Source organism: Pedobacter foliorum (genome assembly GCF_013266735.1).
In the GTDB taxonomy this organism is placed as follows: Bacteria; Bacteroidota; Bacteroidia; order Sphingobacteriales; family Sphingobacteriaceae; genus Pedobacter; species Pedobacter foliorum.
Genome location: NZ_JABSNU010000001.1, coordinates 140,450 through 164,158, shown reverse-complemented (window position 1 = coordinate 164,158; position 23,709 = coordinate 140,450). Strand labels below are relative to the sequence as shown.

At 37.5% G+C, this 23,709-nt stretch carries 24 protein-coding genes; 4 read left to right on the top strand and 20 right to left on the bottom strand.

What is annotated here, in order from left to right; genetic code table 11:
• Nucleotides 1–63: 63 nt before the first annotated feature.
• The 4 genes from HQN83_RS00730 to HQN83_RS00715 all read right to left on the bottom strand — a co-directional run bounded on the left by HQN83_RS00730 (nt 64) and on the right by HQN83_RS00715 (nt 3,235).
• On the bottom strand, nt 64–471 hold the full coding sequence (locus HQN83_RS00730; protein WP_173087602.1) for a VOC family protein: 408 nt from the start codon (nt 469–471) through the stop codon (nt 64–66).
• A 102-nt stretch (nt 472–573) separates the two neighbouring features.
• Complete coding sequence (locus HQN83_RS00725) at nt 574–1,296, bottom strand: phytanoyl-CoA dioxygenase family protein (protein WP_173087600.1); 723 nt, start codon at nt 1,294–1,296, stop codon at nt 574–576.
• Between the two features lie 37 nt (nt 1,297–1,333).
• Nucleotides 1,334–1,978 carry a hypothetical protein gene (locus HQN83_RS00720; RefSeq protein ID WP_173087598.1) on the bottom strand — a complete coding sequence of 215 codons (645 nt, stop codon included), beginning with the start codon at nt 1,976–1,978 and terminating at the stop codon, nt 1,334–1,336.
• A 111-nt stretch (nt 1,979–2,089) separates the two neighbouring features.
• Nucleotides 2,090–3,235, bottom strand: coding sequence for a TlpA family protein disulfide reductase (locus tag HQN83_RS00715; RefSeq protein ID WP_173087596.1), 1,146 nt, complete (start codon nt 3,233–3,235; stop codon nt 2,090–2,092).
• Nucleotides 3,236–3,367: 132 nt separating this feature from the next.
• Between HQN83_RS00715 and HQN83_RS00710 the strand changes: the two genes are divergently transcribed.
• Nucleotides 3,368–6,082 (top strand): TonB-dependent receptor, encoded by a 2,715-nt coding sequence (locus HQN83_RS00710; protein WP_173087594.1) that lies wholly within the window; start codon nt 3,368–3,370, stop codon nt 6,080–6,082.
• Between the two features lie 63 nt (nt 6,083–6,145).
• On the opposite strand, the gene HQN83_RS00705 is transcribed toward HQN83_RS00710, so the two are convergent.
• The 10 genes from HQN83_RS00705 to HQN83_RS00660 all read right to left on the bottom strand — a co-directional run bounded on the left by HQN83_RS00705 (nt 6,146) and on the right by HQN83_RS00660 (nt 17,938).
• Nucleotides 6,146–7,825: a GH39 family glycosyl hydrolase gene (locus tag HQN83_RS00705; protein ID WP_173087592.1), complete on the bottom strand. Its 1,680-nt coding sequence runs from the start codon at nt 7,823–7,825 to the stop codon at nt 6,146–6,148.
• Nucleotides 7,826–7,856: 31 nt separating this feature from the next.
• Nucleotides 7,857–8,888, bottom strand: coding sequence for a beta-propeller domain-containing protein (locus tag HQN83_RS00700; RefSeq protein ID WP_173087590.1), 1,032 nt, complete (start codon nt 8,886–8,888; stop codon nt 7,857–7,859).
• 28 nt (nt 8,889–8,916) lie between these two features.
• A complete protein-coding gene (locus HQN83_RS00695; RefSeq protein ID WP_173087588.1) occupies nt 8,917–9,945 on the bottom strand; it encodes a LacI family DNA-binding transcriptional regulator in 1,029 nt (342 codons plus the stop codon).
• Between the two features lie 50 nt (nt 9,946–9,995).
• Complete coding sequence (locus HQN83_RS00690) at nt 9,996–12,755, bottom strand: glycoside hydrolase family 2 protein (RefSeq protein ID WP_173087586.1); 2,760 nt, start codon at nt 12,753–12,755, stop codon at nt 9,996–9,998.
• A 17-nt stretch (nt 12,756–12,772) separates the two neighbouring features.
• Nucleotides 12,773–13,960, bottom strand: coding sequence for a PQQ-dependent sugar dehydrogenase (locus tag HQN83_RS00685; protein WP_173087583.1), 1,188 nt, complete (start codon nt 13,958–13,960; stop codon nt 12,773–12,775).
• Between the two features lie 310 nt (nt 13,961–14,270).
• Nucleotides 14,271–14,609 carry a HepT-like ribonuclease domain-containing protein gene (locus HQN83_RS00680; RefSeq protein WP_173087581.1) on the bottom strand — a complete coding sequence of 113 codons (339 nt, stop codon included), beginning with the start codon at nt 14,607–14,609 and terminating at the stop codon, nt 14,271–14,273.
• Entirely contained in the window at nt 14,602–14,901 is a 300-nt protein-coding gene (locus tag HQN83_RS00675) for a nucleotidyltransferase family protein (RefSeq protein WP_173087579.1), read from the bottom strand. Before HQN83_RS00675 ends, HQN83_RS00680 begins: the two co-directional genes overlap by 8 nt.
• Before the next feature lie 95 nt (nt 14,902–14,996).
• Nucleotides 14,997–15,668 (bottom strand): hypothetical protein, encoded by a 672-nt coding sequence (locus tag HQN83_RS00670; protein ID WP_173087577.1) that lies wholly within the window; start codon nt 15,666–15,668, stop codon nt 14,997–14,999.
• A gap of 2 nt (nt 15,669–15,670) precedes the next feature.
• A complete protein-coding gene (locus HQN83_RS00665) occupies nt 15,671–16,342 on the bottom strand; it encodes a hypothetical protein (RefSeq protein WP_173087575.1) in 672 nt (223 codons plus the stop codon).
• Between the two features lie 264 nt (nt 16,343–16,606).
• Nucleotides 16,607–17,938 (bottom strand): thioredoxin family protein, encoded by a 1,332-nt coding sequence (locus HQN83_RS00660; RefSeq protein WP_173087573.1) that lies wholly within the window; start codon nt 17,936–17,938, stop codon nt 16,607–16,609.
• 240 nt (nt 17,939–18,178) lie between these two features.
• Here HQN83_RS00660 and HQN83_RS00655 point away from each other — a divergent pair, with 240 nt between their 5' ends.
• The 3 genes from HQN83_RS00655 to HQN83_RS00645 are packed head-to-tail and all read left to right on the top strand — an operon-like array spanning nt 18,179 to nt 20,193.
• Complete coding sequence (locus tag HQN83_RS00655; protein ID WP_173087571.1) at nt 18,179–19,375, top strand: erythromycin esterase family protein; 1,197 nt, start codon at nt 18,179–18,181, stop codon at nt 19,373–19,375.
• A gap of 10 nt (nt 19,376–19,385) precedes the next feature.
• Nucleotides 19,386–19,814: a DUF3995 domain-containing protein gene (locus HQN83_RS00650; protein ID WP_173087569.1), complete on the top strand. Its 429-nt coding sequence runs from the start codon at nt 19,386–19,388 to the stop codon at nt 19,812–19,814.
• 31 nt (nt 19,815–19,845) lie between these two features.
• On the top strand, nt 19,846–20,193 hold the full coding sequence (locus tag HQN83_RS00645; protein WP_173087567.1) for a hypothetical protein: 348 nt from the start codon (nt 19,846–19,848) through the stop codon (nt 20,191–20,193).
• A 3-nt stretch (nt 20,194–20,196) separates the two neighbouring features.
• On the opposite strand, the gene HQN83_RS00640 is transcribed toward HQN83_RS00645, so the two are convergent.
• The 6 genes from HQN83_RS00640 to HQN83_RS00615 all read right to left on the bottom strand — a co-directional run bounded on the left by HQN83_RS00640 (nt 20,197) and on the right by HQN83_RS00615 (nt 23,476).
• On the bottom strand, nt 20,197–21,279 hold the full coding sequence (locus tag HQN83_RS00640) for a hypothetical protein (protein ID WP_173087565.1): 1,083 nt from the start codon (nt 21,277–21,279) through the stop codon (nt 20,197–20,199).
• A gap of 5 nt (nt 21,280–21,284) precedes the next feature.
• The gene (locus HQN83_RS00635) at nt 21,285–21,629 is read right to left on the bottom strand and encodes a hypothetical protein (RefSeq protein ID WP_173087563.1); all 345 of its coding nucleotides are present in this window, start codon (nt 21,627–21,629) and stop codon (nt 21,285–21,287) included.
• A gap of 170 nt (nt 21,630–21,799) precedes the next feature.
• Nucleotides 21,800–22,075 carry an Imm32 family immunity protein gene (locus tag HQN83_RS00630; protein ID WP_217277282.1) on the bottom strand — a complete coding sequence of 92 codons (276 nt, stop codon included), beginning with the start codon at nt 22,073–22,075 and terminating at the stop codon, nt 21,800–21,802.
• Nucleotides 22,075–22,590: a DUF2199 domain-containing protein gene (locus HQN83_RS00625; protein WP_173087561.1), complete on the bottom strand. Its 516-nt coding sequence runs from the start codon at nt 22,588–22,590 to the stop codon at nt 22,075–22,077. The genes HQN83_RS00630 and HQN83_RS00625 overlap by 1 nt, the downstream gene beginning before the upstream one ends.
• 113 nt (nt 22,591–22,703) lie before the next feature.
• Complete coding sequence (locus tag HQN83_RS00620; protein WP_173087559.1) at nt 22,704–23,141, bottom strand: secondary thiamine-phosphate synthase enzyme YjbQ; 438 nt, start codon at nt 23,139–23,141, stop codon at nt 22,704–22,706.
• 8 nt (nt 23,142–23,149) lie between these two features.
• The gene (locus HQN83_RS00615) at nt 23,150–23,476 is read right to left on the bottom strand and encodes a hypothetical protein (RefSeq protein ID WP_173087557.1); all 327 of its coding nucleotides are present in this window, start codon (nt 23,474–23,476) and stop codon (nt 23,150–23,152) included.
• Nucleotides 23,477–23,709 lie beyond the last annotated feature (233 nt).

The window sequence follows — 23,709 nt, the reverse complement described above, 5'->3', positions numbered from 1 at the left end:
AAGCTTTCTCATTGAAGAGTAAAAAGAAATAAGTGCCACCCGCAATTGGACAGCACTTAAATACTATTTCATAGAATGAAAACCAATATGGTTGCCTTCAGTATCTTCGGCAACACCACAGAAACCATATTCTCCAAGAGACATCTTTTCTGCAATTACTTTGCCTCCTGCGGCTGCCACTCTGGAGAGTTCAACAGCACAATCTTCAGCATGAAAATAAACCATTATACCTCCAGCACCTGGCTTACTCATACTTGATTTAACTAATGTACCACTACTGCCCGGCCCCATCATATCTCCAGGAAATGCAAGCATTTCAAAGTAACAAGGGTCATCTTTATCCACTTTCATTGTATCTGGAGCCGCCAATTCAGATAGCTGAATCTGCAATACCGACTCATAGAATTTCTTAGCTCTGGCCAGGTCGTTTACACTGATTTCTGTCCAGACAAATGGGTTTTTAACTGTCATGATTCTAAGTTTTAATAATGGAATAGTTCCATTGATACTAAGTTCTTAAAATATAGCTTTAGTAATGAGGGGCAACTATGACAAAAGTCAGGGCAAATTGTGTCAATATAAACCTATACGTTCCACCCATTGTAATTCCGGATGCAGCTCTTGACTGCAAAATTCAATATGGATTACCCTACGCTTATTGTTATTTGTAGTACGACTAGAGCTATGCAGCAACAAAGGTTTCATAATCATTACGCCACCCTTGGGAACACCACAAACATGTTCGGTCTCTTTGCTCCAATCAATATCTTCAGGCCTATAAATATCTTTTAAATGAGAACCAGGAACAATTCTTAATGCCCCATTATTTTCATCTGTATCGTCAAGATGAATGCGAACAGTATATATCTGTTTTAGAATGTCCAAAGGAGGCTGAACCGAAAATTGATCTTGTTTAACCGTCCACTTAGTATAATCATCCAGTTCCACCTTTTTATCAACCGATATAGTCAGATCCTGATGATAGGAAACGAACCAGTTTGATTGTTCCGGCTTATCGAAATAAATCGACTTTATCACAAAATATCTAGAACCAAAAACACTTTTAATAAGTGTCTTAAATTCATCATTAAAGATAAGGTGAGCTACTGCAGGCACTTCCTTTAAAAACTGTCTAATTGCAAACAAATCAGCAGACTTTCTAAAGGTTTTTCTGGAAGTATCAGATTGATTAATGAGTTGAAGGATTTCTTCAACCTGTTCATCTGCAAACACATTAGTAATGGTGGTAAAACCTTGTTCCTCAATTTGAGCTTTGTACATATTCACATCTACCATGCTATCGAATATACAGATAGATTTGAATACTTAACATTTAGTTGTAACTACTGAGACTTTGTTTACGGTAAGGCCTTATGAGCGAGGCAATAATCTCTCTGATCGATTCATATTGACCGTATTCCTTCACATCTGGAAATTCGGCAATTAAGGCCTTAGTATTTGCAAAATAATAAGACCTGATATGATTATTAACTTTGTACGTTACATAGAATGCATTGAGCAGTCCTTTCCCTTTGTACAACTCGTTGTAATTTGGCAAACCAAGAATGTTATTATGCAATAATTCTAATAATACTGAATCTGCCTTTTCACTTAAAAGGAATTTTTTATAAGAATATTTTTCCCATTTCAGATTATTTCTCTCCGAATCAGGCCTACCACTCCTAAATTGCTCCAATCGTTTGTGATAGTAATTTGCCGCTAACTTCCCCTCCTTTTTAGTAAATACCACTGTACTTAAAAAACCACCTGGCTGTTGCTGAGAAAACCTAATCTCCAAATCATTGTCTGATTGATGTATATCTTTAAGTTCGTAAGCTCCATTAACAAATTCAAATTCCGGGCATTTGCAATCTCCACTAATTACTTCAAAAGGCCGAGATAGGGTGTCCTGCGCCTTCACAGTCAGGCTAAATACCGTCATTACTAAAGCTATTGTGGGAAGAATAAGATGTCGCATGTTGCAATTTATTCTTCTAATATAGTAAAAGCAACCTAGTTGATCAATTATAAGCAATGCTCATAATTACCCTTCACTCATCTCTTAAATTGGTAGCTTAAACCGACCAAATCAGAACGATTTGGATGCCTTATTATATATCACAGTATTCTTAATTATAATGGAGGTAAGCGCATTATCAGAAATATTGATCCCTACCACGTTTCTGTTTTCATCCAGCAATATGTTTCCAGGAATACTTGTAATGCCAAATCGTTTAACAATCTCAGCATCAAAGCCCTCTTTCAACTGTATATGCTGCCATATACCGATCTTATCTGCCTCTATAGCTTTTTTCATTGCGTTATTGTCTTTATCCAATGATAAAACTATCACTTCAATATTTCTAAGGTCTGCTTTTAAAAGCTCCTTACTATGAGCCCTGCAGGGTACGCACCACGAAGCCCATAGAGAGATATAAACAAACTTCTTATTACTTTTCTTTATCGCTTGTGCCAGTTCTGAGTTCTTAAGTAAGATGTTTTTGTAATCCTCACTCTTCATTGCCTCCACTTTAATCTTTAAGGATTCGACTAATTTATCGTGATATTCTTTGGCGTTTGCAGGTGGGGTAACAGAAAGTAGTTCTTTAAACTGACTTACACTCCAATTGTCTATCGATTGCACCAATATCCAATACACCATTGGGGCATAATAAATGCTGTTTTTTAGTGCATTCTTATAGAATCTAAAATTAGCCTCATCATATAAGGTCATACGTTCATTAGTAATGTCTAAACGGTTGAAATTCTTCTCGAAATCCTTATACTTTTTCGACTGTACAATTCTAATTGAGTCATGTATGTTTTGCCCTTCTTTATTAAAACGCAAATAGTCATCATGTAGCTTAGAACCTTTTAAGTTATCAATACGACCAAGAGAACTCCCCTTTTCAAAAGTTACATCAAAGCTAATCTCAGTACTTTGAGGTGATATAAAGAAAGGTAAACTCCTACTTTTACCATCATTAAAAATCAATCCACCAACCAGATAGTCGTCTTTTTTAAACCTAAACTTTAGTATTCTACCAGTTTTATCCAGCGGATCAATTCGGACTATATTGTTCGCGCCATTTTTTTGAACAACAAGTTCTGGCTTCTTATCCAGAAAAGAAGAATCGTTAAATGTTGCATTTACCAATACAGAATCATTTAACTGTTTGCCATGGCAAACTATTGAAAAAGCGAAACAAATAAGCGTTAATATAGATGTCTTCATTTACTAAAATTAAGTAATAGCAAAACAGTAAATACTTAATTAACAATCTTTAACATCAGTGTTAATTAATGTAAAAAACCTATATTGAGTTAATTTTTAAACCGACTAACCAAATATCTTTTTAGCGCTCTCATGAAAAATGTCTTATTGCTGTTGCTCCTGTGTTTTTGCACAACGTTAAAATCCTATGCCCAAAACAATGCTTCCATAAAGGGAACAATTATCGACTCTGCCACCAAAACACCGCTTAGCCTTTCTACTGTAGCGGTCGTAAATGCCCGGGATACCTCACTAGTGTCATATACGGTAACAAAAGATGACGGGACATTTCAACTCTCTCGACTGCCGACGACAAGGTCCTTAAAACTTATCGTATCCTATGTTGGGTACGAATCTCACAAGCGAATGATTGATTTAAAGCCAGGCCTTCTCGACCTTGGACTCCTTAAATTAACCAGCAGAAGCCTTGGCGAAATTGTGATCACAGGAGAACGATCGCCGGTAGTAATGAAAAAGGATACCATTGAGTTCAATGCAGAAGCCTTTAAAACCCGACCAAATGCTTTGGTTGAAGAACTGCTACGGCTGTTACCCGGTGTTCAGGTAAATGAGAACGGCGAAGTATTGGTTAACGGAAAAGGCACCAGCAGGATACTAATTGATGGTAAGGAGTTCTTCGGCACCAACCAGCTCATTGCCCTCAGAAACCTCGACGCTGAGATGATCGACAAAATCCAGGTATATCTCGATAGGGAAAACGACCCGGATCGTAAGATAAACGAGATCAATTTGCAAAACGTAATCAACCTGAAATTAAAAAGCGCCGTTAAAAAGAGTACCATAGGTAAGTTTATGGGCGGAATCGGTTCAAGAGAACGATACGAAACAAGCGGAATTATAAGCAGTTTTAGGGATACGCTACAGTTTAGTTTGATGGGAGCTGCCAATAATTTAAACAGTACTGGCTTTAGTCAGAACGATCTGCAAAGCATGGGCGGCTTCAACCGATCAGGCACCAACCAGGTAGATTATGGCAACTTCGGAGGGCAACAATCGGGTGGTTTTGTCAATGTAAAATCAGGCGGGATAAACATCAACAACGACTATGGCAAAAAGCTAAAACTTAACCTAGCCTATTTTTATGGGAATACAATTAACAACAATGAAACGAAAACCTTAAATGAACAGTCTCTGACCAACACTGTAATCACCTCACTCCTAACCGATCAGGCCAAACGGAATGCTACAACCCATTCATTAGGTGGCTTGGTAGAATGGAAACCAGACACTACCGAGAGCATTAGGTACCGTCCGGCACTTACCTTTTCTCCCGAACGGAACAGGTATTCCAGTTTTATTAAACAATCCAACTCTCAAATTCCGGCGCTAAGCGAAACTGATGGACGAAACAGAAGCTCCACCAGCAGAGATGCCTTTTCGCACGACTTTACCTATTACAAGAAATTTAAAAAAGGAAGATCTCTTACGGTTAACAACTTTTTAAATTTAAACGTTGGCAATACCCAAACCTACAACTACAACCAGCTTAGCTCTTTTTCTTCGGAGCTCGAATCGTCGCTATTCGATCGTTACATCACAAATAGCAGTAAAACCAGGGGGACTGGCTTATCTATTCTGTACAACCTTCCGCTAAGTAAAAAATTGACAGCCGAGCTATTCTCCAACAGCAGGTATTACTATTGGGCCGAGCCGCTTTATACCTTTGATATGAACAGTACATCAGGAAATTACGATCAGTTTCGTCCTGAACAAAGCAACGATTTTGAGCGCACAGGGTTCTTTCAAAATTTTAAGCCCCTACTCAATTACCAGATCACTAATCAGCTAAGGCTCAGAGTGGCGCTCGATTTGGAAATTCAGGATGTAAATAACAAGTTCAACACTTCAGTTAACGACATCAGACAACGTGCCACAGTCTTCTTCCCATCATTTTCTGTAGATTACAGTGGGTTTTCTATGACCTATGGCGAATGGGTTGATTTTCCATCCATCTACAATATGCAACCGCTTACTCGCGAACTCTCTACACAATATACTTTTGTAGGAAACCCGCAGCTAATGCCTAGCAGGCAACGGAATTTGAGGGCCAACTACTATAAGTACATTACATCACGGCTTTTGAGTATCAGCGGATATGCCAGTTCAATGTTTTCTGACAATAACTTTGTCCAAAAAGCAGTAATTGATGATAAAGGTTTTACTACTGCCACCTACGTAAATAAAGACGGTGGGAAATGGATAGACGGTGGCGGCTCAATCGGCAAGCAGTTTAAGAAATCGCAACACTGGCAAATAGGTACGCGAACAGCACTATCTGGTGGTTACAGTAGCCGAATCGTTTTCCTAAACAACGACGAGGCTAAACAGCGTTTCCGTACGTTTTCGATAACCCAGGATTTTAGTGTCAATTACAAATCGGTTGCGATGGTCAATTTCAGCTACATGTACCAACGATCATTGGTCGATTATATGAATCAGAACTTCAATAAAGTGTTAAATTATTCTCATATTCTGGGCAGTTCCGGGTCGTTCAGGCTTCCTAAGCGAATTGTAATTGATGCAAGGTATAGATTCATGTATAACCCTCAAATTGCTCAGGGTTTTCCAAAAAGCTCACATATTGTAAACCTAGCCTTATCTTTGCTTACACATAAAAAAGACCGTGGCCAGTTAAAGCTATCTGTTTATGACTTGCTGAACCAAAATATTTCGGTAAACAGGTATGGGAATTTGAACGCGCTGATTACTAAAGAACAGCTTATACTTAGGCGATATGTTATGCTAAATTATCAATACCGATTCAGCATCTTTAAAGCTAAGAATTAGATGGAGTGTTAAAACACTCGTTGTATGACTGACATGCGTGCACAAAAAGCCCCAGCAGCTATACTACTTAAAAGCAAGGTACAGTAAAGAAACACCCTGTCTGGGTAAAAGTATTTCTAGATTCGCAGCTCCATTTTTAATTTTAAGTATGGAAGGCTTTTCGAGCAAGGTTAGTTGACCAGCTTTTTCAAGCTGCTTGATTTGTAAAGCTGTTGGACTTACAGGCGAACCCATTTTTTTCCACACTTCATACGAATTGCTATGCGCATCATCAATGCGGTAATGCTTTAGCTGAACGGTTTGGGAAGGCAATCCCTTAAGCTGAATGTTAACTTTTTCAACGTTGCCCTTTTCATCAGCATCGTGATAATTCCACACCATAACTGCGGCAGATTTATTATCTCTTGATGCCAATGCACCAATATCTGTTTGAGCACCACGAATACCTGAGGCTAAAACACTATCAAGAGTATACATTCTGTTGGCATCAACCTTAACTAAATTTCCTCCCATAAATCCATACATCCTAAACACATTCAATACAGGTTTATCTACACCATTGGTTGCCAAATCCCTGAAACCATAGAACCAGGGTTGATTTTCAAATTCAAATGCCCAGGTAACCGCACCGATCAGGTTAGATTTCAATAAATGGGCAAGTTCATATTTTCGGGCAAATGATGCAGCAGTGTAACTGGAATACATGGTTCCATTACGATAAGCATTTTGAGGATCCGTAGCCATACCGCAAGCAGCACAACCTTCAGGGTCCGACTCGCCGATGACTACTGGAAGGTCTTTTAACTGCGGATAGCCCGCAATAACCTTTAAATTGTCATTAATGTTGCGAAGCTGATTGCGGATCCCCATGACAACCCTCCCGTTTTCTAATTTAGGTGATCCCTTGGCATGAAATAGAAGAAGATCAAGCGGTGCACCTATTTTTCCTGTTGCATAATTGGTTTCGAACAGACAATGTTTTATAAAAGCATCTTGAAATTTCATAGCACCTCCAGTGATGTCAGTCCCTCCTATTTTTGCCGTCGGCAAAGCCCGCTTAACTGCCTCAGCAGAATAATCATATAGTTTAAAAAACTCCTGCTGCGTTCCTTTCCAATATTGTGAATCAGGTTCGTTCCAAAGTTCCCAGTACCAGCTTTCTACTTCCTCCTTTCCATAACGTTCAACACTATGCTTTACCCATTGATAAATAAGCTCTGCCCACTTATTGTAGTCCTTAGGAGGATATGCCCAGCCAGTGAAAATATCACTGTACTTGTCGCCAGGTTTCCAGCTATGCTTGTAAGGCACAGGTTTACTGGACAGCGCCTCGGGCATAAAGCCAATTTGAGCCAGAGGTTTCATCCCTCTTTTGATATAAGTATCGAAAATACTGTCAATAATGGACCAGTTATAAACTGGATTTCCATTGGCGTCTTCAGTGTAAGCATTGGTTGACCCCCATTTTAAAGCCGCAACGCCATCTCCGGTTACCAATAAGCTATGTGCTCTGACAAATACTGGTACCGGACTTGCCGCTGCAATTTCGGTAAGTAGTTTCTTGCCGTCCCTCATATAGGTATAATTAGGCTCATCATATCCAAACCAAGCCCATAATGGTTTCATTGGTGTTATTGATTCTGAAAAGTTAACATCTATATTTACCGAGTTGTTTTTGTTAGTCTGAGCATATACTAGACTATTTAGGCCAAATATAATTACCAAAAATTGAATCTTTTTCATTGATACGATGGTTGCTTATTTGAGTCTAATTTTATTTTATGTTGCCAAAATGAACGTTCTCAAATGAAGTGGTGTTATCAAGTAACTGAATGGTAGTTGATGGGCCCAGATTTACCGGATAAGTCCATGATCGGAGTGCCCACACGATTTTTTTAGTTGGAGTAACTTCTATAGCCTGAACTGGAGCATTGTCCGGATCCAACTTACTATCCCACTGGTTAAACCAGTTATTTATAAGTGTATTGCCATTTGGTAGTCGTGTTGCAAGCTGTGGTGACGATACTTTATAATCAGGGATTTCATCTAAAAAATACTCCCAAATAACCTTTCCATTACGTGAAATCTCCTTGACGAACCGGTTATTGCTGGTGACCAGTATATTGCCATTTTTTAACTGTACGGCCGACCAGACACTTGGAACCTCCAGCGATAAAAGCTCATTGCCATTGCTATCATACTCACAGACTTTACCCAAATCCATATGAGCAACAAGAATGGCTCCTTCTTTTGTTAACCTTGCGTGTCTGATTTGACCGTGAGTACCACTTTTAAAGGGTAGTTTAAATTCTTTTTCAATCTTATTATTGTTAATGTTCATTACCAAAACTTTAGCTGGATTACCATTCTGAACAAATACAACATGATCATTACCGATAAGTTGCGCGGTATGCGTTTCAAATCCCTCAGGTGTATCGTATTTCCAGAGTACTTTTTTATTAGCGTTGATTAAAGTAATGCCATATTGATGAGCAAACAATACATTGCCATTCTTCATTAAAATGGCATCGCTAATTTCTCCCCTGCCCACTGTATCTATATATGACCAGGTTATTTTACCATCGCGCACGATATACATGTTGCGATCTTTGGCTTCACCGGCATAAAAGAAATCGAATTGTCCAAGTCCTTTTCCTGGTAATTTTTTTGGAGCTAAATGATTACCGGCTTTAGAATCACTAGTTTGAGCTATCGTCGTTTTACCTATGCTAACCACCAAGATTAGCATTAAACTGAACTGAATCCCGTAGTACATTTTAGAACATTTTGATGGTTTGAATTTCATAATAAAGCGTGTTATAAAGTGGGTAAAGCTAACTATCAAGGCCTAAATGCTCAGCCCAGAATATATCAGCATCAATTGTTTTGGTATCAAAATCAGTAATTGGATATTTAGCCTCAATTATCTTTAAAAGCATCGTCATAGATATTTGCCCCATCTCAAAAGCCCTTTGCCTGATATGAGAAATTGGCGTTTCAAGTAAATCTATCAGATCTACATTTGAAAAGCCAATAATTGACAATTCATCACTATCAATCTGTAACTTTTTTAGCGCCCTAAGGCATGACATGCTCAGCCTGTCTCCAGCTACAAATACTGCATCCGGACGCTGATCTAGCGCCATCAACTGTTTCATTGCAAATTCAGTTTCGCTATGGTCACTCCCTCCCGAAGGACAGAACTTGATCAATTCATCCCGCCATAAAATATGTTGATCCATTAATGCAGCTCTATATCCATTCATCCGCTCTTTACTAATTGACAGTTGTGGTGCAGTAGCTAAAAAAGCGATATCTTTTTTGCCATTTTCTATCAATTGCAAAATAGCCTTATAGGAACTTTCAAAATTATTGCAGATCACTTTATAAGTATCTATCTCATCTACAATTCTGTCAAAGAAAACAATAGGCAGTCCACTTTTATGCATTTGCTGAAGATGTGTATATTCTGTTGTGTTAGATGACATGGTAATAATCAGGCCATCAACAGAGCGGTTGGCCATATGGTTAACCACTTCAATTTCCTTATGATAGGAATCCTTAGTTTGCGAGATTATTGTATGATACCCCTCTTTGTCTGCTATTGATTCAATTCCTGATATTGCCTGTGAAAAGAAACTATTCGCTAAATCAGGAACAACTATGCCAATGGACTTACTTTTTTTGCTCCTCAGTCCCGCAGCCATTGGATTGGATTGATAATTTACACCCGCAGCGTAATCATTCACTATTTTTTTGGTCTTTTTACTAATTTCATAAGAATCGCGTAACGCTCTGGAGACCGTAGAAGGTGAAAGGTCGAGTGCCAATGCAATATCTTTTAAAGTTATAGGTTTATACATAAAACACGCTGGCTAAAACATGATGAATGTACTAAAAAACTACTATAGTACTAATAGAAATCAAACCAAAGCTTTCCTATAACCTTTGAATTTAACGCTATGTTTTTTTGACTCTGAGGCCCCATGGGGTCTGCCTTCGTAAATTTATTACCAATAGGAGCGATTGCATTTAAAAAACCTAAGTTTCCTTCCGGAAAAGGTGGATTTACATGAGCAATGAATGAGGTACGTTGCTTATCGGGTTTCAACATTTGCAAAAACAGGTCTGATTTATCGGTATATACCCTAAATGAAGCGTTACTAGCTGCTATTTCTGCCCAATATAAATTGGCATGATAGCCTTTAAATTCTGGGTAAACAAAAGTCTCACCAGTTATCGTATTATTGTAACTCTTTTCCCAAACGCTTGTGTTCACCCCTTTTAACCTGTTTTTCCAGGTTCTGTACGGCCCATCGCCCAACCAGCGCATCCCTGTTATTTTAGATTCATCGATATCAAATGTAATCCCATAAAAATTAGCTGTTCCCGTTTGTGTATAGTCATACTCCAGACATACCGGTTTCCCCAAAACAAATAGCCATTTGGCATTCAAAGTTGATTCACCTGTATAAGTGCTTTCCACTATGATTCCTCCATCTGCAGTTTTCATATGCTTAAAACTTTGTAGTGTCTGATTTACACCGGCAAGCTTTGGACCATTGCCAAAAGAAACCACCCCTTTGCTATTTTCAACAGTCTTTAAATAACCAGTTTGCGTATCAAAAGTGTAAATTATACCATTTTGCGTGACAACATAGACATTCTCCTTTTCCGAATCCGTAATGCTGCTTTTTTCTTTATCAAGCCTACTCAAATTCTTTTGTGCAATCTGAGCCGTAGTTTTAATTGGCCAGGCCCAGGTATAAATTTCTCTTCCCTCCTTGTTAGTAGCAATAAAACGCAATGCATCTGCATCTTTCCAATTGGGAGTAAGACCTAGCTTGAAACTACCTTTTTTTCCAGGTGCCAGTTCCGCTGATAACTTACCGGAAGAAATTGGAATAAATCCATTCTTCTTCTCCCCTGCCAAGGGGAATTTAACCAATTGCCAGCTGAAGTTGCACTCAGAAAGATTGGTATATAAATAGGTGTTTTCTAGCTCGACAACCACGTTTCTCGAACTGAAATCAGGTTTTTTTATCTGTACAGGACTCCAAACCTCCTTTATAGTATAGAAACTTCCCTCTTTTTCTCGGTGAGGCCCAACAATACCATCTGCCCCATGGTTTCCATCGGTATCTATACTGTCCTTTTTATCTCTTCTAACAACCCCTTCATCTGTTAAAGCCCACAGAAAACCGCCAGCATGCCTTGGATTTTGACGAATGAGCTTCCAATTGTCATCCAGACTTGCCCCATGCCCTCCGTCATAAAGGCCGTGGATCATTTCTGTATGTAGCAGGATATCCTGCTTTTTTGCAGCATTTTCGATGTAACTATATTCCGGATAGTGTTTCGTATCTATATTGTTAAAATTACTCCAGGGGTGAATCACTACCCGTTTTTGAGGGTCATAAAGTGCATAGTCATTATCTAGGTCAAAGTTAAATCCTCCTTCATTTCCATTGGCCCAAAATAGAATACTTGGATGGTTTACATCTCGAACAATCAGTTCTTTAACCAGCTTTCGCCCAACTGGAGTACCATAATGTTGTTGCCAACCGGTTAGTTCATCAACTACAAATAAGCCTATAGAATCACAAAGATCTAAGAATTCAGCGTCAGGTGGGTAGTGAGACATACGTACCGCGTTCATGTTCATTTCTTTCATGAGCATAATATCCTGAAGATGTACATTTCTACTTAACGTTCTGCCACTTTCCGGCCAAAAGCTGTGGCGATTTACTCCCTTTATTAGAATCTTTGTCCCATTTACATAAATCCCATCTGACTTCCTCACCTCTACGGTTCTGAATCCAAAGCGCTGGTTTAACACATGTACAATGCGTCCCTTCCTCATTATGCTCACTTGCGCCATGTAAAGATTTGGAAATTCAGGATTCCAAAGTACAGGTTTACTAAACTTGCCAGTCAATCTTATAGAATCAGCAGGTTTACTTATGTTATAACTTAATGGGGAACCAAATGCAGCCCCTTTTAATGTTGACAAGCGAACCGAAACTTTATCGCCCGATTGGACCTTAGCGGTAAACACGTCTATTCCAAAATTGCCATCAGCCCTGGCATCAATTGCAACACGGTCTATAAATGTCTTGGGCATTACCTTCAGGTAAACAGGGCGAAAAATACCCCCAAATGCCCAGAAATCGCCTTCACGCTCAGCGTTATTTACAGTAGCATCAGCGCTCTGCTTACTTACCGTTACTTCCAGTACATTATCGGCATCAAATTTCAATAAATTACTTACAGGATAATTGAAACGATAAAAGCTACCCTGATGTATAGCGCCAGCCAGTTGACCATTAATCTTGACTTCGGCATCAGTCATCACCCCTTCAAAAACGAGCTGAATCTCCTTATCTGACCATGATTTATCTGCTTTAAAATGATGACGGTACAATCCCTGCTCATCGGATTTTTTCTTATCATGGCCATAATTATAACCGCCAAATCCTTGCAGTTCCCATTGAGATGGAACAGCTATTTCGGTCCATTTGCCACTATTCATTCCTTTGGTACAAAAGAATTCCCAGTTAACAGTATGATCTTTATCAATCCCTGATAAGTAGATAAGTTTGCTTTGTTGTGCAGAAGCCTTGACAGCAAACACACCTATAAGACATAAAGCAGATAGAATAATTCGTTTCATGATGTTAAATTCAAAGATTATGGAACCAATTTATATAGGGCACCCTTATCGCTTTCCAGCAAAACTGTAAGCATATAGATATCACCTTTTAGGTCTTCTCCAAAACTATAGATATGCCAGTATCCCGCATCCCTTGAAATTGACATTTTTGTTCGTACCCATTTGTTATCAGAACCTTTGGAAAGGTTCCACACCGGCCCCATGAAATCGGCAAAAACATATTTGCCATTTAGGGATGGAATTGCCTTACCATGATAAACATAGCCTCCGGTAATACTTATGCCTTCTGTATGCGGGTACTCCATAATCGGAAGAATGTGATCTTTAGGCTGAGGATCATTTGGCCTGTAGGAATGTAATCCTTCAAAAGTGCGCCAGCCATAATTGCCGCCTTTTGTAACCAAGTCTACTTCCTCATACTTATCCTGCCCCACATCTCCGGCAAAAAGCTGATTGGTTTTACTATCAAAACTAAAACGCCATGGATTTCTAAACCCATAGGCATAAATCTCAGGTCGCGCGTCAGCAGCATTTACAAATGGATTATCCGCAGGAATTGCGTAAGGTTCCTTATTTACATCAATTCTACTTATTTTACCAAGGAGATTTGTTAGGTTCTGTGCGTTCCCATATTCCCCATGCATATCATTCTGTCCACCACCATCTCCGATAGAGATATAAAGAAAACCATCAGCTCCAAACTGCAAACAACCACCGTTATGATTTGATTGCGGTTGGTCAGCAATTAGCACTTGACGCATTTTAGTCTCATCGGCAATCCTGCCGTTAGTCTTAGATACAGTATACTCCCTTACCTCAGACTGGTGATCTGTTCCTTTGCCTTTTGCCGAAGAAACGCTACAGTATATATAGAATTTGCCATTGGTTGCATAATCCGGGTGAAACGTCAGACCAAGTAGTCCGCGTTCCTCGTAACCTTCCTTTTTTAGAACTTCGCCGGAGATATCAAGAAAGGGAGTTTGAATTAGTTTACCATTTTCAATGATACGTATGCGTCCTTCCTGCTCACAAACAAAAAGTAAGTTTGGCTCTTTTTTAGTAACAGCCATTGCCGTTGGATGCGACAATTCATCTGTAATCAGTTTTAATTTAACAGGGTCAGTTTTAGCGGTTTTTTGTCCAAACGTAGCAACAGGGACTACTAAAACAAAAAGAATAGGCAATAAAAACTCATTTAATCTCATTCGGCTTCATATTTGGTCAAGTTGCTTGAGGGTGTAATAACTTACAATCTCCTTCAATTCCAATACGATATTAAGAAGATTAATGCCCTTTTTACTTAATCAGACTATAAAAATCTACGCAATCGTTGCCGAAAAGCTATAATTGATGCTGAATACTAAAGAACAGCTTATACTTAGGCGATATGTTATGCTAAATTATCAATACCGATTCAGCATCTTTAAAGCTAAGAATTAATTATACCTGTGTTTCTCCCCTAAAACTGGGCTGCCCTAAAAATGTATGCAAAGTCGATAATTAAAAGAAGGTCTTTTATTCTCCTAATAAACCTTCAATTTCAGACTTAAGAAGAGGAAGATGCTGAAAAACAATAGACCATATGATTTCATCTGAGACTGTATCATAACCATGTATAATTCTATTCCGCGTATCAACCATTTGCCTAGTATTACTTAATGATATATTCGGTTCAATTTGAAGTATACGATTCATAGCTTCACCAATGATTTCAATATTACGCTCCACAGCTCTTTTTGTTTTCAGATCTCGTTCGTATATTTCAAACTCTACAGTGTCTTCTTCAAAAAAACTTTCAATTTCCACAATTGCGTTTAGCATATCATAAAGCCAAACATATACTTTATCATCCATATACTAATTGTCGCTGTTTCTCTATTTCTCTGTTAAAATAAGGATTTTTCAAAGCCTTATACTCCAATAAATCGACTGGCCGTTTAAAAATATCTTCGAGAGAAAATTTCAGATTGTAATAATTGTTAGCATAATCCTCAATCTTAATTTTATCAAAATTGACTATCAGATCAATATCGCTAGAATCCTTAAATCCATCTGTAAGAACAGAGCCAAATGCATATAATTGATTCACATTATACTTAATGCAAAGCTCTCGTATGTCATTTTGATATTTTTCCAGCAGATTCATATGTCTAAACGTCCTATACAAAAATACACTATTTCCAGCTAAAATACTTTAAATAGTGAATAGCTATTTTTGAGAACATCATGTCTGTGTTAGTTTTAATTGTTTACGAGATGTGCAGATATGGCTATATCAGTCATGTAAGGCATATTGTGTGTGTACAGTTTCCATTGCCGCTCGGACGTCATAACCCATGCATCAGAAGTAGTCTTCTTGTTCTTTACCATGCCAACAAAAGGTTGGTAAATAAAGGCGGTTTTCCTGAAACGCTTTCCTGGAACAAGTTCAATATTTCCAGACAATTGCATAAATCGCTGATTTATTGAGTTTGTTAGCCATTCAATGCTGACGAAAAAAGTTTTACCCGGAATCCTGATTTTGTACTTCCTAAGATCAATCTTAACAATTGGGTTCGACCGGTTTTTAACCTCCAGCGGCTCGCTAATTAATGAAGCACCGGGAGCGCCGGTCAAGCTGTCAACGTCGTATATATGTAGCAGGAAGGTTGTATTAGTCGGTTCAACTATTCGAGATTCCACAACGTTAGCAGGTATAATCAATCTACCCAGCTCTACCTGCTGCAATATGCTGCCAGCTTTTTCAGTACTGAATTTCTGTGCGGCCTGTAAATAGTTAAACTGTTCATTTACCTTTTGAAAGCCGATATAAAAACAAACGCTATCCTTGTGAATTCCATTTAGAATCAGGTTTTCCTGAGCCACCGTAGCAAGAGTGCTAAACATGATGCTGACAAATAGTAGGTATCTCATAATTAATTGACTACAATTTTTATCGCCGGAACAATATTGACTTTTATCCATTTTGAGCCCGGAACAAGTGGTAATGACCAGCCTTCGTTATCCTTTGGACGCCCGATGCTGACAAATGGCTGGTACATTATTTCGTAATATTCAGGAGATTTACGCTCTTCAATACTACCGGCTCCAATGGTATATCTAGAGATATAATACCGTTCATTATAAGGAATTGGGATCGTTTCAATCCCCACAAAAAATGGATTGCTGGTAATGGAAATATTGTACTTACTAACGTCGACTCTGATCTCACTGTTATTCAAATCATGAACCTCAATGGTATCCAGGCAGATTCTTTCTCCGGGACCTTTAGTCTCAGGATTTTCATTGTAAATGTTAATTCTAAATCTGGTTTCAGTTGAGAAAGGAAAATTAGTCAAATTCCTATTAATCCAGATTTCTTTCAAATATTGATGCGTGGCTGGCATTTCAAATCTTTTTGCAAGTTGCCCACCGTTATTTCTGAAATACAAATGAGTACCGATATTGTAACTCCTAACCATCAGTTCCTTGCGTTTGTCGCTGATGTTTACTTCCTTTAGCGTTTTTATATCTTCTTGCAGGTAAACTTCCGATGATGCAATCAAGTCACTTACTGCCAACTTTAGGGGCAGATACCCTACTGCCACAAATAGTAAAGTATCTTTCGCGCCTTTTTCGATCCTTTTAAGTTTAAAGACCCCATTAGCATCAGCATTTGTACCTTTTTTGTATTAAGGAATGTCACTGTAGCAAATGGTACAGCCTCCTCTGTTCTTTCATTTATTACTTTGCCCGTTAACGTATTTTGAGCATATGCACTAGTAAAAGAAGATAAGAGTATGAATAAAAAGTAGTTGAGAGCTTTCATACGACCACATATAATTTGATATCTTTAACCTAAGAAGTATTATTTAAATCGCTTCGCCTTTTTTCATTTTCTCCAGTTGTTGGGTTGCTTCGTTCTGGATTTGAGGAACTGCACAATTTTCAATAAATTGATTCATAGCTTTAATTGCCGCGTCTTTCTGTCCTAATTTATAAAGTATAAGCGCATTGGTTTTATAATACCCGGGAGTTTCCTTGTTTACTTTAGCAACCAATATTTCCGACCATTCTAAAGCATTTTTAATATACTTTTCATCAGGGCACATTACTAGAACCGTATTTGCGTAGCTATTTAATTGTTCCAAGTCTATTATCTTTTCATCAAAAGCTTCAGAAACCGATCCACAGAAATTACCCCAGTCATTAAGGCCTTGATAATAGAATGGCTTCGCGTTTACGATTATTTCATTCGAAAATGGCGCATAATTAATATCTAATTTTTCTTTAATCGCAGCCCAATTAACATCCTTAATAATTTCACCAGAGTAGAGAACAAGTGTACCACCATAACTTGTCTTCTTTCCATTAATTCTTGTCATTGGCAATACGATTTCGTCGTATGCAATTACTTGTAAAAGCTCAGCGCTTTTATTTTTGCCCAACAATGAATCTATAGCTGCTTGATGAGTAAGTAAAAAGTTAAACCCAATATCAGAGCTCTTACTTGTGGCTATGGCAATAAATTCAAGGTTTTGCTTTTTAAGCCAGCCTCTATCTACAGCAAGATAACTGTTAATAAAAACACCGGTTGAGTCTAAATCACGCGCACTCTTTGCAACGCTGATGAGGTCTAAAAGAAATGTGCTGTCCCTATTACCCTTCTTATATTGGTTTTTAAGGGTTATGTATTGACTTTTTGGCTCCAGCGCTATGCGCGATTTTTCCAAAAATTCTTTGGCAGTTAAGCCTCCGCCTTTAATGAAATGCATTAAAGTACCCTCCGGACTAAAAAAGAAATACGTTGGATAAGAACCGACATTGTATTGTGTCTGGAAAACCTCCACCTGCTTATACCATCTTTTAACGGTAATCGGATCCTTTTTTGTCTTGTCGAACTGAACCTTAACATTTATAAAGTTTTCATTAAAAAATGCGCCCAATTCCTTATCCGGAAAGATGTTTTTTTCCATTATTTTGCATGGTACGCACCATGTTGTGTACGCATCTACAAAGATCATTTTCTTTTCTTTTTTCGCTTTTTCTTTAACCTGAGACCATGTAAGTTTTTTTTCAAATTGTATCCCCACTGATTCTTGAGCCTTAGTCTCAAGACTGAATAGAATGATTAGGGCGGCAAAGTAATGCTTCATACCATGCATTATTTTTAACCGCTGAGAGTGAGTTAATTTAATTATCATAAGAATATTATTTGGTTACTTAAAGCTATGATAATTGAGCATTAAAACCTTACAAAACATAAATATTGATCGCAACTATGTTCCTGTTTCTCATCCAGCAATATGTTCTCAGGAATACTTGCAATGCCAAATCATTTGACAATCTCAGCATTAACCATAAAACATGTATCCATTGCCTTTAGCAAGGCAATGCAGATAACCTGTTAAAGACTGTTAAAGTAAAAGCATCCAACCATTAGATTGTTATATTTAGCTATGAAACAGCCGAAGTGTAAAAAACTAGTTCCCTTTCTTTTGCTCATCCTCCTTTCTTCTAAATTATTTGCTCAAGAAATAGAAATAATTAACAAACTCAACAACGTTATTAAGCCTATTAACACACTAAAACCTGATACCAGCTTTACTGATATTGATTTCCTATCCAAAGTCCTTAGTACAAAGGAAATAATAGCGCTTGGGGAAGTTACCCATGGAACCAAAGAAGTATATGCCTATAAGGATAGGCTAATTCGCTATTTGGTTTCTAATCTTAATTACAAAACCATTGCTTTTGAAGCAGATTACACAGCACTAGAGATAATAGACAATTATATAAATGGCTCGATTGATAGTACTGCTATGAGTCCTAATTACAAACCCCTATTTCTGTGGCTAAGAGCATACAACAAAACAAAGAGCGAGCAAAATAAAGTACATGTGTATGGCTTAGAAATAAGGGAATTCAGTGGTGCGATTGATAAAATATTGGATTCAAACAAGGATATTAATCAGCCTGATAGAGAAGTTCTATTAAAAATTAAAAACGCGCAATTTGATAAAATCGAAAAAGAGAACCTTGATAATTTCAGAATGGTTTGTACTCGTTTACCGAAAAATTTGAACAGCAAAATGCTGATTCAGTTAATAGACAATTACCACAATTTTATTGGTATTAATAGCAAAATAGGTTTTAGAGATAAATACCTGGCAGAAAACTTAATTGCAATAAAAGAAAGTACAAATGATAAAAAACTAATCATTTGGGCACACAATGGGCACGTTGCTAAAACTTCCCTATACAATAAACCTCCAATGGGAGAATATCTTAATAGAGATTACAGTGATAAATATTATGTAATTGCCACTGATATAAACAAAGGAAATGTTAGTGTAAGAATACCTGCTACTAAAAACAAACCTATTTCTGATTGGCAACCTTTATACTACCCCGAAGTAAGTTCTAAAAATGGTTACGAGTACTATTTTAAGCAATGCAAATACAAAAACTTTATTTTAGATGTCCATGAAGCTATTACTGACAATCAATTAAGTTCTTTTTTAACGCAACAAAAAGAAATGAGAATGATAGGTGGTTTAAGTTTTCCAGTAAATAAAAATTTATCAATAGCTAATAATTTTGATATGATTGTTTATTTTGACGAAACAAATAGTATCTAACTTTTGATAAATGATTCAAATATTACTTGTTATAAATAGCCTAATTTTTTTCTGCCTTGCGGCTATTCATGTCTACTGGGCACTAGGTGGCAAATGGGGAGAAAATGCAGTCGTTCCGACTAATGGCAATGGTAAGAAACTATTCAATCCTGGAGTTATGGGTACACTTATAGTTGCATTAGGATTGCTATTATTCATGCTAACGGACCTTGCCTACAGCGGTTTGATAAAATTTGAATTAAATAAAAACACAATGAATTACGCTATTACAGCTATTGGTGCAATTTTTCTCGTTCGCGCAATTGGCAATTTTAACAATGTAGGATTTACTAAAAGACGTACACAAAGCGTATTTGCAAAAATGGATACTCGATATTACGCCCCACTTTGTCTATTCATTGGTGTAACTCACTTATTGGCCCTTTATCTATATTTGTAATCCCGCGCTTAAAAAAGAGGGAACTTTTACTATGCAAGAACCTATTCATAAAAATTACAAGATTGCCGCCTACCTACTCTTTACAGCATCAGCAGTTACATTAATAAATCATATTCTGCATTATGCTAAGCATATTGCCACAGGCAATCTCGTACTTGAAACCGCACTCTTAATTGCTATTTTAGGGTATTTTGCTCTTTTAGGTAAGGACTGGTTAAAATGGGTACTCACCTTTATCACAGTAATAAGCGTGTTTGCTTTACAACCCGTTTTAAAGGATTTTGATACTTATCCAGTTTATGGAATACTCAGTGTTATAGCCTGCTCTTTACAGATTATCGCTATGCCATTTTTGTTTTTGGCACCTAGGATGGAATAATATTTATTTATTAGTTGCTACAATCGCAATACCGCTTGCTACTCCACTAGTGGCACTATTACCAAGAGGAAGATTTACTGAGGTGCCATTTTTCCAATATTTAGCTTTAGCACCATCTACACCCGCCACATACACATCCGTCCCAAGTACAGCAATAGCATTTGCCCTACCACTACCAAGATCAACAGGCGTGCCGTTTTTCCAATATTTCGCCGTCTCTATGGATCCGGTTCTTTCTCCCCCAGCAACATATACATCATTACCAACAACAACAATTGAATTGGCATATGAATCATTATTGCCATCTCCAAGATTTACCGAAGTGCCATTTTTCCAATACTTGGCGATCAATGTCAATCCAACTTTTTCATATCCCGCTACATATACGTCGGTCCCAACAACGGTAATTGATGCCGCAGACGCTTCGTTATTTCCATTGGTAAGACTAACTGCTGCGCCGTTTTTCCAATATTTAGCTATAGCGTAAGTGCCAGTGGTTTCATAACCTGCAACATATACGTCGGTTCCTTTTACAAAAATGCTAAGTGCAGTTCCTGCAGTAGCTTTGGTACTGCTAAGGTTTACAATCGTTCCATTTTTCCAGTAAGCTACAACGCCTTTATGTCGGTCGTATCCACAAACATATACATCATTATTGCTTATGGCTATACCGTTTCCTCGGGAAGTTGGTTCAGCAATACTTACCGCCGTACTATTTTTAAAATATCCCGCTTTACTAGTATAAGAGCCAAAAGAAATACCAGGCTCGTTTAATGTAGCAGCTATATATATGTCATCACCAGAAATTGCTATCGCATTCCCTCTGCCAAGATTGCCGCCAAGATTAACGCTCGTTCCATTTTTCCAGCATTTGATTGTAGCGGAATATGTAGTCTGCCCATCTACAACACCTGCTGGTGAAGTTTCATACCCAACCACATAAATGTTTGGAGGGTCCTTTACAACCTCTTTCTCTTCTTCTACTTTAGGCGATACAGGAGCCTCTGAAGATCCTTTTTTACATGAGAAAAGAATCAATGAAAAAATAATTATTAGGAAGGATTTAGGTAAGATTAGAGTTTTCATAAGATTTATTTTTGGTCGAAGTATTTAACATCAAAGCTGTCATTGTAAATGCCAATTGAATAGCTTCTTTTCCCTTCAAGTGGTGCGTTTAAAACAAAGAAGCCTTTTCTTTCTTTGTCGTCTGACACTAACTTATAGCTGTACGCAAACGACCCACCCTTTACAGGACCATAAACAGTTGACCTATCACTATTCAAGTAGATATCCCCCACTATTTCGTCGTGATAATATTCTAAGCCAGCCGTCCAATTGTAATCGACGAATATTTTGGGAGTATTGCTTTCTTTTTTACACGCATTACAGCACACAGTAATCATGAATACTGTAATTAAGTAGATTAGCTTTTTCATATGCTGACAGGTTAACAGGGTTTGAATCCTGTTACCAAAAGTATATATTAAGGGCAATTGGAAAAATGACTAGAAATTGTCATTTGTTACTATGATAGACTAAGTGTTACATCACTTGTGCTCTACAAACTATTACTTAGGTTTACTTTGAGCAAACTAATCCATGTTTACTATATTTTCTCTATTATAAGCTCCTCTAAGCCTCCCTCCAATGAGCTGAATTCGTCGAAATGCATATGATGGTTTTTGGGTATACCGTCTTGAGCTAAATTTAATAAATGATTAGCCATCGAAATAAGTCCTTCCTTATTTGCTTTAATAATAACAACGTTGTTATCTATAGTTACATTTAACTCGAAACCCTCAGTCCATAGATAGGTTATTCCCGTATCTCTACTAAATTTAGGTATTTCAATTTTTACTTCCATAGTTTTTTTGAAAAGCATTATAAAACTTGTTCAATCATTTCCTTAATCCTAAGCTCCGCTTCTTCTTTTGAGATACCATTGTAATAATCCCTAACAAAGGGATGGTCGTGATCCTTATGAGGAATAACTTCTGGTCTTTTATTATCTTTTCTAGTATTTACATTAGTAGGAATACTCAACGTATCCTCGTAGCCAATTAGATTGCTAGACAGCCAACCGAAGTATGTGGTCACGTGATTTCCATCATCGTAATTATCATAATAGTCATCAAAACTAGCCTCACTTAAAGACACCCAAATTCCGTATTCCAAATCTTCACAGTGATCATTCACCTTTTGCGTCAAAGTACAGCGTATAAAACGATCAGTTTGTCCTTCAAGATCTGTGATGCAAAAATCATCGCTAAGTTCACATTTTTCCTTTTCTTCTGAAGATAAGTTATCGTAAAAAGCGGGGGATGAATAACCTAGAGCAGGCCAATTATCGTGTTCCTTACCACAGGATGAGCAAGTATATGTTCCAAAGGATTTCATTTGTATTTAAGAATTGGTTAAACCATAAATATAGTAATTCGATCTCAGTTCAAATAGCGATTTTACTATAGTACATTTGCTCAGTTTATGAAACAAGGGATAAAAACGGAATCTTAACGTCCCAGTACCTTTTCGCCCCAAGCAGTTATAACCAAAGTTCTTTCACCTCCACAATCACGATGCTCGCAAAGATATATACCCTGCCAAGTACCCAATGCAAACCTTGCATTACGAATAGGTATAGTTACTGAGCTACCCAAAATTGATGACTTTAAATGGGCAGGCATATCGTCAGAACCTTCATAGTCATGCTCAAAATCTGGATCATCTTCCTGAACAGCCTTACTAAAGAAAGTTTCAAAATCCTTCCGAACAGTTGGATCCGCATTTTCATTAATAGTAAGGGAAGCAGAAGTATGCTGAATAAATACTTGGCAGATCCCAGTTTTTAGTAATTTAATTTCTGGCAAGGCTATCTCTACTTCATCAGTAATCAGGTGAAACCCTCTTTTTCTTGCCCTAAGCGTTAATATTGTTTGAAAAATTTCCATAGATTAAATTATTCATGCAAGGTTATGATCTTATCAATTGCTTTTGCTCTATACCACTGCGCTATAAGAAAGGCTGCCACAGCCATAAAAAACAACCATGCAGAATATTTAACTCCCCAATAAATAAATGGACTGCTTGCTATTACCCATTCCAGGAATAATTTTCCTAATAAATACTCTCGATTTGCATTTAGTAAAATCATATCCAAAAAAAACATAATCGCAATAAAACCAATCCAGAAAAAAGATCCAAAAAGAAAAATAGTAAACAAACCACCTACAAATCCATAAATTAATAGATCACCCAAATCATTTACTGAAGAAATTTCGCTCAAAACCGCAATAATAATGGAGAGGTAAACGACAACAAAGATCCAGAGGAAATTAATCCAATTTGTCAAAAAAAACCTGAGCTTTAAAACCATAAAATTATAGTTATCTAATTAATTCCTTTCCGTTAAAATCACTTAATATCAGGCTATCTTATTGTACAGCATTAGTTTTAGAGACTAAAAAAAGTTCAACCAATCTGTCAAATATCCAAAGCATCCAATAATATTCAGTAAAA